7 protein-coding genes and 1 pseudogene are annotated in these 12903 nt (G+C 67.4%); 7 read left to right on the forward strand and 1 reads right to left on the reverse strand.

What is annotated here, in order from left to right; translation table 11 throughout:
• The first annotated feature begins 49 nt into the window (after positions 1 to 49).
• The 3 genes from OG842_RS02365 (at position 50) to exaC (ending at position 3628) form a co-directional block, all read left to right on the forward strand.
• Entirely contained in the window at positions 50 to 643 is a 594-nt protein-coding gene (locus OG842_RS02365) for an N-acetylmuramoyl-L-alanine amidase (RefSeq protein WP_266726974.1), read from the forward strand.
• A gap of 104 nt (positions 644 to 747) precedes the next feature.
• Positions 748 to 1998, forward strand: coding sequence for a GAF domain-containing protein (locus OG842_RS02370; protein WP_266726976.1), 1251 nt, complete (start codon positions 748 to 750; stop codon positions 1996 to 1998).
• A gap of 106 nt (positions 1999 to 2104) precedes the next feature.
• On the forward strand, positions 2105 to 3628 hold the full coding sequence (gene exaC, locus OG842_RS02375; protein WP_266726978.1) for an acetaldehyde dehydrogenase ExaC: 1524 nt from the start codon (positions 2105 to 2107) through the stop codon (positions 3626 to 3628).
• A 390-nt stretch (positions 3629 to 4018) separates the two neighbouring features.
• On the opposite strand, the gene OG842_RS02380 is transcribed toward exaC, so the two are convergent.
• Positions 4019 to 4705 carry an HAD family hydrolase gene (locus tag OG842_RS02380; RefSeq protein WP_266726980.1) on the reverse strand — a complete coding sequence of 229 codons (687 nt, stop codon included), beginning with the start codon at positions 4703 to 4705 and terminating at the stop codon, positions 4019 to 4021.
• Positions 4706 to 5275: 570 nt separating this feature from the next.
• Between OG842_RS02380 and OG842_RS02385 the strand changes: the two genes are divergently transcribed.
• The 4 genes and pseudogenes from OG842_RS02385 to OG842_RS02400 all read left to right on the forward strand — a co-directional run bounded on the left by OG842_RS02385 (position 5276) and on the right by OG842_RS02400 (position 12899).
• Entirely contained in the window at positions 5276 to 5917 is a 642-nt protein-coding gene (locus OG842_RS02385) for a ScbR family autoregulator-binding transcription factor (protein ID WP_266726982.1), read from the forward strand.
• Between the two features lie 647 nt (positions 5918 to 6564).
• Positions 6565 to 6759 (forward strand): annotated as a pseudogene (locus tag OG842_RS02390) (transposase family protein); the annotation flags it as partial.
• 295 nt (positions 6760 to 7054) lie between these two features.
• Positions 7055 to 9583 carry a Pls/PosA family non-ribosomal peptide synthetase gene (locus OG842_RS02395; RefSeq protein WP_266726984.1) on the forward strand — a complete coding sequence of 843 codons (2529 nt, stop codon included), beginning with the start codon at positions 7055 to 7057 and terminating at the stop codon, positions 9581 to 9583.
• A 61-nt stretch (positions 9584 to 9644) separates the two neighbouring features.
• The gene (locus OG842_RS02400; protein WP_266726986.1) at positions 9645 to 12899 is read left to right on the forward strand and encodes a non-ribosomal peptide synthetase; all 3255 of its coding nucleotides are present in this window, start codon (positions 9645 to 9647) and stop codon (positions 12897 to 12899) included.
• The last annotated feature ends 4 nt before the right edge of the window (positions 12900 to 12903 follow it).

Consider the following 12903-nt stretch of genomic DNA (forward strand, 5'->3'; position numbering starts at 1 on the left):
TCCTTCCTCACACCCCCGCCCCTCTTCCCCCACACACACAGGAGTGTTCATGCACCGCAGAAGGATCCTCCAGGGTGCCGCCGCGACGGCGGCCGCCGCCCTGATCCCGGCCTCCACCCGCGCCATGGCCGACACGACCGCGGGCGACACGGACTATCCGCTCGCCCACTGGACGCCCGCCTCCACCTCCAACTACACGGTGTCGAGCCGCCCTTCGGCCTATCCGGTCCAGTACGTGATCATCCATGTGACACAGGAGACGTACCCGGACACGATCGGGATCTTCCAGAATCCTGCGAAGCAGGTATCCGCGCACTATCTGGTGCGTTCGGCCGACGGCTATGTCGCCCAGTGCGTCCGGGAGAAGAACATCGCCTGGCATGCGGGCAACTGGGACTACAACACGCGGAGCATCGGGATCGAGCACGAGGGCTGGGTGGACAAGCCCTCGTACTTCACCAACGCCATGTACGAGAAGTCCGCGCTGCTGACAGCCTCGGTGTGCGACCGCTACAACATCCCCAAGGACCGCGCGCACATCCTCGCCCACGCCCAGGTCCCCGGCACCGACCACACCGATCCCGGCCCGAACTGGGACTGGGTGCGGTACATCCGGCTCGTCAATCTGTACTCGGCGGGCTGACCCGCCTTCGCCACCCGGGCCGATCGTTCTCTTCACCGCGGTTGTCGCAGCGGCCGGCTGCGACGACGATGGGTGTGCGGGAAGCCCCTGGACGGGAGGGTGAGGTGACGGATCCCTGGGTGGCGCTGGCAGCCGATACGGACCCGGGTGCGCGGATCGGCCAGCTGCGCCGCGCACACGAAGTGTTCACCTCGGCGGGCCGGCTGGAGCGGCCGGTCCGTCCGGTCGTCGGTGAGTCGTGGCGGCGTTCGGCGCGGGCCAGGGTCAGCCCGGACGGTGCGGCCGTGGTCGAACTGGGCCCCGACGACCTCGGACCGTACCGGGACGGCCATCCGCTGGCCCGGGCCATGCCGGTGATCCGTGAACTGATGGGCGCCTACGCGACGGACGGGGAGCATCTCCTGGCCGTGTGCGACGAGCACGGCAGACTGCTGTGGGTCGAAGGACCTGCGGTGACCCGGCGGGCCGCCGGCCGGATGAACTTCGTGGAGGGTGCCCGCTGGTCCGAGTCGGCGGCCGGGACGAACGCGCCGGGTACTGCCATCGCCGTGGACCGTCCGGTGCAGGTCTTCGCCGCCGAGCACTTCCTGCGGCCGGTCCAGCAGTGGACCTGCGCGGCGGCACCGCTGCACGACCCGCACACCGGACGGGTGCTGGGTGCCGTGGACATCACCGGCGGGAACCGGCTTGCGCATCCGCACAGTCTGGCGTTCGTACAGGCGGTGGCCCGCGCCGCCGAGTCGCACCTCGCGCTGCTTGCCCCCGCACCGGCCGTCGGGACCGTGCGGCTCAGCGCACTCGGCCGGGACGAGGCGCTGCTGGTGACGGGAGGCCGCAGGATCCGGCTCGGCAGACGGCACAGCGAGATCCTGGCTACGCTGGCCCGCCGCCCCGAGGGCCTCGGCGGCGACGAACTGCTCGTCGAGCTGTACGAGGACGAGTCGGTGACCCCGGTGACGCTGCGGGCCGAACTGTCCAGGCTGCGGCGGCTGCTCGGTCCGGAGCTCCTCCTCTCCCGCCCGTACCGGCTCTCGGCCCCGGTCGACGCGGACTTCGACACGGTGGCGCGCCGGCTGGCGTCGGGTGCGGTGGCCGCGGCGCTCGCGGCGTACGCGGGTCCGCTGCTGCCGGGCTCGCGGGCGCCTTCCGTCGTCCGGCTGCGGCGCCGGCTCGATGAGCAGTTGCGGGCGGCGCTCATCGCACGCGGTGACCCCGCGCTGCTGGCCGACTGGGCGTACAGCCCCTGGGGCGAGGACGACCTCCCGGTGTGGGAAGCGCTCGCCGCGGCCGTTCCCGCCGGGCAGCGCCCGGCCCTCCTCGCCAGGGTCCGGGCGCTGGACGCCGAGCAGCGGTAGCCGCTGCCCCGCGCACCCTGTGCAACGGGATTGCAACGTACCGCTGTCTACCCTCGCGCCGAGGGCCGCCCGATGGCGGGCGGCACCGGACCGGGAGGCCACAGAGATGACCCGCTACGCCGCGCCGGGTACCGAGGGCGCCATCGTCTCGTACGAGTCCCGCTACGACCACTGGATCGGCGGCGCCTACGTACCGCCCGTCCGTGGTCAGTACTTCGAGAACCCCAGCCCCGTCGACGGCCGCTCCTTCACCGAGATCGCCCGCGGCACGGCCGAGGACGTCGAACTGGCCCTGGACGCGGCACACGCCGCGGCGCCCGCCTGGGGAGCCACGGCGGCCGGCGACCGTGCGGGGCTGCTCAACAGGATCGCCGACCGGATGGAGGCCCATCTGGAGGAGCTCGCGGTCGCCGAGAGCTGGGACAACGGCAAGCCGGTGCGCGAGACCCTGGCCGCCGACATCCCCCTCGCCATCGACCACTTCCGCTACTTCGCCGGTGCGTTGCGTGCCCAGGAGGGTTCGCTGAGCGAGATCGACGAAGACACGGTCGCGTACCACTTCCATGAGCCGCTCGGCGTCGTCGCGCAGATCATCCCGTGGAACTTCCCGATCCTGATGGCCACGTGGAAGCTGGCTCCGGCGCTCGCGGCAGGCAACTCGGTGGTCCTGAAGCCGGCCGAACAGACCCCGGCCTCCATCCACGTATGGCTGAAGCTGGTCGCCGACCTGCTGCCGCCTGGCGTCGTCAACATCGTGAACGGCTTCGGAACGGAGGCAGGCAAACCGCTCGCCTCCAGCCCGCGGGTCGCGAAGGTCGCCTTCACCGGTGAGACCACGACGGGGCGGCTGATCATGCAGTACGCCTCCGAGAACCTCCGGCCGGTGACCCTGGAGCTCGGCGGCAAGTCCCCCAACATCTTCTTCGACGACGTGTGGAACGCGGACGACGACTTCCGCGACAAGGCCCTCGAAGGCTTCACCATGTTCGCCCTCAACCAGGGGGAGGTCTGTACCTGTCCGTCGCGAGCCCTCATCCAGCGCGGGGTGTACGGCGAATTCCTGGAAGCGGGCATCGCCCGCACCGAACGGATCGTGCCCGGGCACCCGCTGGACACGGACACGATGATCGGCGCACAGGCCTCCGACGAGCAGCTGAAGAAGATCCTCTCGTACCTGGACATCGGCCGGCAGGAGGGCGCGAAGGTCCTCACGGGCGGTGAGCGGATCGAATACGACGGGGAGCTCGCGGGCGGCTTCTACATCCAGCCCACCATCTTCGAGGGCGACAACCGGATGCGGGTCTTCCAGGAGGAGATCTTCGGCCCGGTCGTGGCGGTCACGTCCTTCTCCGACTTCGACGACGCGATCGGGACCGCGAACGACACGCTGTACGGCCTGGGGGCCGGTGTGTGGACTCGCGACATGAACACCGCGTACCGGGCGGGCCGCGCCATCCAGGCCGGCCGGGTCTGGACGAACTGCTACCACGCGTACCCGGCACACGCGGCCTTCGGTGGCTACAAGCAGTCCGGGATCGGCCGCGAGAACCACAAGATGATGCTGGAGCACTATCAGCAGACGAAGAACATTCTTTGTTCATACAGCCCGAAGAAGCTTGGGTTCTTCTAGAAGATGAACTCGGATGCCTGGAGGCTCCGTTACCCTCCAGGCAACCCTGCGCAGGAGTCGCCCTGCGCACCCGAAAGGGTGCCGCGAATCACCGTCCGCCCACGTCCTGGTCGAGCCCGGCGACTGCCACGCCGTCCGGTACGAGCAGCGCGGTCTCCTGTTCGCGGGACGGCCCGACAGAGACCGCCCACCCCCGTTCCAGCCCGCTGCACTCTCCACACCCAAGTCGTTGACCAGCGCAATTGAGCAAGTCCGACTGGAGTGCCACGTGCAGGAGGGCAGGACGTTGATGACACCGCTCTTGAGTCGCGACGCCGGCGGTGGACCGTCAGCTCCGCTGTGTGGCCGGTGGGCAGTTGCGTCAGCCTGGAGATCAGTACGGGACAAGCCTCAGGCGGTCTCATCCGCCCAGGCATGGGCCCATGCCTGGAGTTCTGGATCGGCCAGAGTGCGCAGCCACAGGTCGGCCTGGTCAGCCCCCTCTTCGGCCGGCCGAGGCCCCACGCCGAGCACGCGCATGCCTGCTCTCCGGGCCGACTCGATGCCGGTGATCGAGTCCTCCACAGCCATCGCGTCCTCCGGCCGCACGTTGCACAGGCGGACCGCGGTGGCGTAGACGTCCGGATGGGGTTTCGGCAGCAGTCCATCGCCCGCGACAACGACATGGTCGAAGTGGCCGAGGAGGCCGACTCGGGCGAGGGTGGACTCGACCACGTCCAACGGGCAGTTGCTGGCGACCGCGAGCGGGATGTGGCGGGCGGCGAGGCGGACCAATGCCGCCGCACCCGGCATGGTCACGGGGTCTTCGGCAACGAGCGCCTTGAAGTGTCTCAGAAGCGCATGCGTCATGTCGTCGGCGAGTTGCGGCTTCCCGGCCTCTCCGGCCATGAGGTGGCCGCACTCGGTGTAGTGCACGCCCTTGGCCCGCTCGGCGAAGCCGGGGCGGGGCTTCAGCCCGAACTCTCCGAAGACCCGGCTACGCGCGTCCTGCCAGTGCCGTTCGGTATCCACGAGGGTTCCGTCACAGTCGAAGACGATGGCGGCCGGGGACCAAGTGAAGATGTGACGAGTTGTCATTTGCCTGCCGTTCTCGAAGAGCGCGCCGCCCCACTGCGTCGGTGCTCGCAGTTACAAGCAGGGGGCTGCGGAGAGGCCCGCTCGGCCGCAGAAGGTGCGCTGTCGAACGAGTCCTGCTCGACCACGCGTGAAGGCTGATGCTTCGCTTCCGGGTCCTACAGAGGTGGGCATCGCCCGATCTTCTCCGGAAGAACCCAGAAACATCGTGATGACTACGTTATTTTCCCGGACGAGAGGCCGCAATCATCATTTCGAGTGTTTGACGGAACGCTCACCACCGAGTACTCGCGAAGCGTGCGCGACATCCAGCAACGGGCGAACGAAGCCTCTCGTCCCTCAACTCCACTGAAATCAAGGGCATTTGACTGAAGATGCCGAACCCCCACAGACCGGCGACCGCGCTCGACAGCACCGACGAAGCGCGAATTTCCGCCATGGGCCGTACCCAATTACGGCCCAAGGACAATAATAATCTCCACGCATTAATGGCATGAAGCGCCGTCAGTGCGCCACGGCGCACTACTTTCCCGGATCAAAATATGGGCACAGACGAACGAAGGTAGAACACACGTGCAAGACAGGGCGCGCGCGACCCGAAAGTCTCTACTGGAAGCCGCGGCACACCTTTTCGTTGAACAAGGGTACGCACGGACAAGCATCAATGAGATCAGCGAACTTTCTGGGCGCACCAGCGGAGCCGTCTACTTCCACTACTCCAGCAAGGAGAGACTCGCACTGGCGGTCGTACGCGAACAGTTCGCATCCTGGCCGTTGTTGGCTGACCGCTATGCCGCCCCCGGCGTACCGCCGCTGGAGAAGCTGGTCGCCCTCAGCTTCGATATCGTCAAGGCACTGCGCGACGACGTCATGACCCGGGCCGGCGCGCGTCTGTGGGCTGAGCGCCGCACCATCGACGTCGCCATACCCACTCCCTTCGCCGTCTGGACGGCTGCCGTCACGCGCCTTCTGACCGAGGCACGCGACGAGGGCGAACTCGCTGACGACGTCGAGCCGTCGAGCACCGCCACGACCTTGGTGTGCACGTTCTTCGGGCTGTACGACCTCACCGAGGAGATGGCGGAGCACGAGGACCTCTCCGACCGGCTTCACCGGTGGTGGCTGCTGATCCTGAAGGCGTTGCAGGCACACCCCGAGCCCGACGCCCTGGTGGCGCGGGCCCTGGCGCACCACCGGCCGGCGCCCACCGGATGACCTCCCGGCCGAACCGTCGGTCCTGGTCCCGGCCCCGGCCCTGGTCCCGGTCCCCGAAGAGACGTGCCGCACCACGAGGATCGGATGCTCGGCCCACAGTGCGCGTATCCCGGGAGCAGTGGTATCGACATGGCCACCGGCCTCGCCTCTGAGGAGCCGGCCATCCGGCGCAATGCCGAACCGGTCGATGTGCTCGCGCAGCATGTTGACGAACACCGCTGGTACAGGGAGGGGACGTGTGGCTGCAGCGGTGGTCCGTCGACTGCGGTCCGGGCTGGTAGCAGGCCGGACCGCAGATCCTTCGCCCGCTGTCCGGAAGCCGCGATGACCAGGCGTTTGCCGGGTCCGCCCGCTCCGGGGCCACTGAGCACGTCACCGGCGTGTGAGGCGTGCACCGAGTCCGCCCTGCACGATCGCTTCCTGATGCGTCAGCCGCACTATGACACCAGTGGGTGAAAGGTCTCGGAGCATGACCACGATCACTCTGCCGGCGGGCGGGCGTATCTCGCTGATGGAGTGACACCAGACGGTTGCGGCCGTGTGTGCCACACGCGACCACCTGCGAACTTCTCGGGCGTCGCCCCGCCGCCCGGCAGCTGCGACACCCCGGATGTCGTCACCGAGCCCTTTCCGACCTGGCACCAGAGATGAGTGAGGGCTGTACCCAGAAGTACCCGAGCAGGCAACTCGTCGCCCGGCGGCAAGTGACCGGGGCACGGTGGCGCCGCCTGCCGATTGGTCGGCAAGCCCTGCTGGCACTGGCCCATCTGCGCTGCTGTGATACGTACGCCCGGCCGGCTGAGGGGTTCGGCGTCGGAATCCCGACCGTGTTCCGCTACATACGCGGGTACGCATCACTCGCATGCAGCACGTCGAAACGCATGTGCATATCACCGCCGTCCCGCCAGGCAGGATCACGGACGAGGAGTGAACCGGGACAGCTACTGCCGCACCGAGGCGACCGAGTTCGAGTGGCAGCCCGACGGTGGACAGCTAAGACTGAGGCAGCGGTTTGGGATACGGACAACAGATCCCGATCTCGTGGATTCCGGACCACTCGCTCCGGCCATCGAAACCGCGAGTACAGGGCGCCGACCGTAATGACGTCGGTACTCGAAAGTTCCTCAAGGAGCTCGCATGGAGGATCAACCCCTCGACGTCTTGACTCCCGGGTCGGATGAATCCGCAATCGGTACACGCAAGTACACCGGCCCGGAGACCGGCATCGAGAAGAACCTCGCCGAAGTGCTGGCTGACGTCATGTGCGTCGAATGGGTGTCTGTCGACAGCCATTTCTTCGATGACCTCGGCGCCAACTCATTGGTAATGGCTCATTTCTGTGCACGGGTCAGGAAGCATGCAGACCTTCCCTCGGCGTCGATGAAGGACATCTACCGGTACCCGACGATCCGCAGCCTGGCGACGGGGCTCGCGAATGCCGCACCCGTCGAGCCTTCGGTCCCGGTGCCGACCGGGGTGGTGGCCCCGGCCCGCACGGCAGGATACGTCCTCTGCGGAATCCTGCAGTTCCTGCTTTTCCTGGGGTACTCCTTCCTTGCCGGACTTGTCGCCGACCGAGGCTATGCATGGGTTTCCGCCGGATCGGGTGTCATCGATGTCTATCTGCGGTCCTTCGTCTTCGGAGGCGTCGGCTTCGTCGCTCTGTGCACCTTCCCCGTTGCGGCCAAATGGCTCCTCATCGGCCGGTGCAAACCACGCGAGTTCCCGGTCTGGGGTCTGACCTATCTGCGCTTCTGGACCGTCAAGGTGCTGATCCACGCCAACCCGATGATCTTCTTCGTCGGCAATCCCTTGTACGTGCTGTACCTGCGAGCGCTGGGCGCACGGATCGGCAAAGGCGTCACGATCCTCTCCCGCAACGTTCCGGTCTGCCCCGACCTGCTCACCGTCGGCGCCGGCACGGTGATCCGCAAGGACTCGTTCTTCCTGTGCTACCGGGCGCACGCCGGCCGTATCCAGACCGGCCGGGTCACCCTGGGCCGGGACGTGTTCATCGGCGAGAAGACCGTGCTCGACATCGACGTGTCGATGGGCGACGGGGCTCAGCTCGGCCACACGTCCACGCTGTACAGCGGCCAGGCGGTCCCGGGCGGTCAGCGCTGGCACGGGTCCCCGGCACAGCCCACACAGCATGACTACCTGAGGATCGAGCCGGCCGAATGCGGCACGCTGCGCCGGGTCGGCTTCGGTCTCATCACCGTGCTTCAGTTGCTCTTCCTCTACGTGCCACTGACCGTCGGGGGCGCGTACATGCTGGTAACCCTGGTTCCGGCGCTGCACGACCGGCTGGGGCCGGGCACGGGCGGGCTCACGTCGCCGGATCTCTACGTCGACGCGCTGGTCCTTTCCCTGCTGCTGTTCTTCGGCTTCGTCGTCGTGGGCATGGCAGTGATGTTCACCGTTCCGCGCCTGCTGAACCTGGTCGTCGAGCCGGACAAGGTCTATCCGCTGTACGGGCTTCACTACTCGGTGCACCGGACGATCGGGCGCATGACCAACATCAAGTTCTTCACATGGCTGTTCGGTGACAGCTCCTACATCGTCCACTACTTGCGCGGCATCGGATACGACTTGTCCCAGGTCGAGCAGACCGGGTCGAACTTCGGCACAGAAGTGCAGCACGAGACCCCGTTTCTGTGCTCGGTCGGGAGCGGGACGATGGTCGCCGACGGGCTCTCCGTCATCAACGCCGACTATTCGAGCACGTCCTTCCGGGTGTCCCGGGCCTCGATCGGGTCATACAACTTCCTCGGGAACAACATCGCCTATCCCTCGGGGGCCAGAACGGGTGAGAACTGTCTCCTCGCGACGAAGGTGATGGTTCCGCTCGAAGGCGAGGTGCGCGAAGGGGTGGGACTGCTCGGCTCGCCGTGCTTCGAGATTCCCCGGTCGGTCGAGCGCGATTCCCGGTTCGACCATCTGCGCACCGGCGACGAGTTGCGCCGCAGCCTCGCTGCGAAGAATCGCTACAACATCCGCTCGATGATCTTCTTCCTCCTCGTGCGGTGGCTGCACTTCTTCGTGCTCACGATTTTCGGCCTGGCGAACGCTGAACTGTACGGCTCCTACGGGCATGTGATGATCGCCGCGTTCCTGGTGTTCAGCCTCGGATTCACCGCTGTCTACTTCGTACTGGTGGAGCGCGGCATCGCAGCATTCCGCAGGCTGCAACCGCAGGTGTGCTCCATCTACGAGCCCTACTTCTGGTGGCACGAGCGCCTCTGGAAGGTGCCCGACACCTACCTCAACATCTTCAACGGAACGCCTTTCAAGAACGTGATCTGGCGAATGCTGGGGGTTCGGATCGGCAGCAGGGTCTTCGATGACGGCTGTTATATGACGGAGCGGACGCTCACCACCGTCGGAAACGACTGCACGCTCAATGCGGGAAGCAAGATCCAGTGCCACTCGCAGGAGGACGGCACCTTCAAATCCGATCGCAGCACCCTCGATGCCGGCTGCACCGTCGGTGTGGGAGCGCACGTTCATTACGGCGTGACGATGGGCGTCGGCGCGGTGCTCGCACCCGACTCCTTCCTGATGAAGGGCGAAGAGGTCCCCCCGCACGCACGCTGGGGAGGAAACCCCGCCGCGGAGATGCGAGACGCCCCCCATCAGCCCGAGGCGCTGGCGCGGAAGGGGTAGCAGCTTGACCCTTTTCGGCGGCAAAGCACGGTAGCTGAAACGATTGGAGAGAGACGGCCAGATGGGAACGCAAGTGAAGGCCGACCGGGAATTCTGGCGCGATGTGCTCGTCGCCGGTGGACTCACCGAAATCCCGCGGTGGACGCTCAATCCGGTGAAGGGACTCGGCGAACACGAGGCGCCGATCCCGGACGACGTCGTGGCGGCGTTGGGCCGACTGGCCGAGGACCTGGCGGTGCCGCTCGACTCGGTACTGCTGACAGCACACGCCAAGGTGCTCGCCGCGCTCTCCGGCGAGCACGAGGTCGCGACCGGATATGTCAGTGCGGGGGGCGGCCGGCCGCTGCTCTGCCGGCTGACGACCGAGCCCGACTCGTGGCGGACGCTGCTGCTGAACGCGCATCGGGTCGCGTCGGAGCTGCTGTCGCACCAGGATTTCCCGGTCGACGAGCTCAGGTGTGAACTGGGCCTGGCCGAGCCGTCGATCGAGGTCGTGTTCGATCCGCACGGCATGGGCGGCGAAGTCACCGGTGACACCATGCTGCGGGTGGGGTTCTCGCAACACGGCGGCCACCTTGCGCTGCGGCTGCGGTATCGAACCGACGCACTCGACGAGGACTGCGCCGTCCGGATCGCCGGTTACCACCTCACCGCACTCACGCTGATCGCCGCCGATCCGGACGCCGGGCACGAGCGGCAGAGCCTGCTCTCCGCCGAGGAACTCCACTTCCAGCTCGAAGAACTCGCCGGTCCGCACCGGGAACTGCCGGACCACCGGTTCCACGAACTGTTCGAGCAGCGGGTGGCGTCACATCCGGACGCCGTCGCCGCGGTGCACGGGGATCTGCAACTGACGTACCGAGAACTCAACGCGCGCGCCAACCGGGTGGGACGAGCCCTGCTGGGGCGCGGGCTGCGCCCCGAGGGTGTCGTCGCGGTGGTGACCGAGCGCAACCTGGACTGGATGGTCGCCGTCCTCGCGATCTTCAAGGCCGGCGGCGTGTACCTGCCCATCGAGCCGCATTTCCCGGCCGACCGGCTCGCGACCATGCTCTCCCGTGCCGCATGCGAGCTCGTGCTGACCGAACCCGGCAGCACCGCCACGCTCGATCAGGCCCTCGGCCCACTGCCCGGGGTCCAGAAGCTCTTCGTCGGCACGGCCTACGAGGAAGACCACGCCGACGATGATCTGGCCGTCCACGTCGCACCGGACCAGCTCGCCTACATCTACTTCACTTCCGGCTCCACAGGTGAGCCCAAGGGCGCGATGTGCGAGCACGCGGGCATGCTGAACCACCTCTACGCCAAGATCGACGACCTGGAGATCGGCGAGGGACAGGTGGTCGCCCAGACCGCACCGCAATGCTTCGACATCTCGCTCTGGCAGCTGATGTCCGCGCTCCTGGTCGGGGGACGGACCCTGCTGGTGGAGCAAGAGGTGATCCTGAACGTCCAGCGGTTCGTCGACAAGATCATCGACGGCCGGGTCGCCGTCCTCCAGGTCGTGCCCTCCTACCTGGACGTGGTGGTGTCCTGGCTGAATCAGCACCCCCGCGAGCTGCCGGATCTGCGGTGCGTGTCGGTCACGGGCGAGGCGCTGAAGAAGGAGCTCGTGCAGCGCTGGTTCGCCGCCCAGCCCGGGATCAAGCTGGTCAACGCCTACGGGCTGACCGAGACCTCGGACGACACCAACCACGAGGTCATGGACCGCGCGCCCGACGGAGACCGGGTTCTGCTGGGTCCCGCGGTCAACAACGTGCACGTCTACGTCGTCGACGAGCACCTGATCCCGGTGCCGCTCGGAGCCCCCGGCCTGATCGTCTTCTCCGGCGTCTGCGTCGGCCGCGGATACGTCAACGACCCCGAGCTCACCCGACAGGCCTACCTGGCCGATCCGCACCGTGAGGGCGCCCGGCTCTACCGGGGCGGCGACTACGGCCGCTGGACGCCCGGGGGAAAGCTGGAGTTCCTCGGCCGCCGCGACACCCAGGTGAAGATCCGTGGCTTCCGGATCGAGATCGGCGAGATCGAGAACGCCTTGCTGCAGGTGCCCGGTGTTCGCGACGGTGCGGTCGTGGTCGCCGAGCGGGCCGACCAGAGCAAGCACCTGGTGGCGTTCTACTCCGGTCGGCAGCCGCTCGAGGTGGACGTGATGCTGGACCGGCTCGGTGAGTCGCTGCCCGCGTACATGGTGCCGTCGGCCTTTCACTGGCGGGAGACTCTGCCGCTGACGGCCAACAGCAAGATCGACAGAAGGACTCTGACGGCACTCGCAGGAGAACTCGATGTCGTCCGGGACGACTTCCGCGCGCCGGACACGCCGGCCGAAAAGCAGTTGGCGGCCGCATGGGCGAAGGTGCTAGGCATCCCGCAGGACCAGATCGGACGGCGGGACCACTTCTTCGACCGGGGCGGTACGTCGCTGTCGGCAGTGAAGCTGGCCATCGTCCTGGACCGCGCGGTGTCCCTCAAGGATGTCACCCGTCACCCGATCCTCGCCGATCTGGCCGGGCTGCTCGACAGCAGGTCCGGGCGGCGTGCCGGGCTGCTTCAGCCGCTGTCGGAATCGGACGGTGCGCAGAACTCTGCCCTGGTGTGCTTCCCCTACGCCGGCGGCAACGCGGTGAACTTCCAGCCGATGGCCAGGGCACTGCCGGACGGTGGACCGGCGGTCTACGCCGTCGAGCTGCCCGGTCACGACGTGGCCGCCGAGAGCGAGCCGCTCACGCCGATGACGCAGGTGGTCGAGCAGGTCGTCGACGAGATCACCGGGCGTGGTCTGACCAGGGTCCTGCTGTGGGGCCACTCCTCGGGCGCCGCATGGGCCGTGGAGACTGCCAGAAAGCTGCGGGAGCACGGGGTGGACGTCCAACGAGTGTTCCTCGGCGCGCAACTGCTCGGTGACGCCGACGACCGGCGCGCCGGCGTCGCCGGGCTGGCAGGGCGGAGCGACGCCGAGATCGCCACGGACCTGAGCACGGGAGGCGGTTGCGGCGCACTCGGTGAGCTGGGGCCGCAGCACGCCGAGCATGTCGGCGCCGCCTACCGGCACGACTGCGTGTCCGCGCACCGCTACTTCATCGAGGCCCTGGAGAGCCCGCCCGCGCAGAAGCTGTCCGTGCCGGTCACCGTGGTCGTTGCCTCGGACGACCCGAGCACGGCGGAGTACCCGCGCCGATACCTCGACTGGCAGCTTCTGGCCGAGCAGGTCGACCTGCACGAGCTCGCCGACGGCGGTCACTACTTCCTGCGTACCCGTCCGGCCGAGACAGCCAAGGCTGTTCTGCAGGCCACCGAGTTGTTCGCTTCTTCCTGAGTAT

This window comes from Streptomyces sp. NBC_00376, assembly GCF_036077095.1.
GTDB lineage: Bacteria > Actinomycetota > Actinomycetes > Streptomycetales > Streptomycetaceae > Streptomyces.

Bases quoted from the DNA above. Each gene is read 5' to 3' on its own strand.
- OG842_RS02380 (WP_266726980.1), bottom strand. From the start codon at position 4,705: ATGACAACTCGTCACATCTTCACTTGGTCCCCGGCCGCCATCGTCTTC.
- OG842_RS02395 (WP_266726984.1), top strand. From the start codon at position 7,055: ATGGAGGATCAACCCCTCGACGTCTTGACTCCCGGGTCGGATGAATCC.
- OG842_RS02365 (WP_266726974.1), top strand. From the start codon at position 50: ATGCACCGCAGAAGGATCCTCCAGGGTGCCGCCGCGACGGCGGCCGCC.
- exaC (WP_266726978.1), top strand. From the start codon at position 2,105: ATGACCCGCTACGCCGCGCCGGGTACCGAGGGCGCCATCGTCTCGTAC.
- OG842_RS02400 (WP_266726986.1), top strand. From the start codon at position 9,645: ATGGGAACGCAAGTGAAGGCCGACCGGGAATTCTGGCGCGATGTGCTC.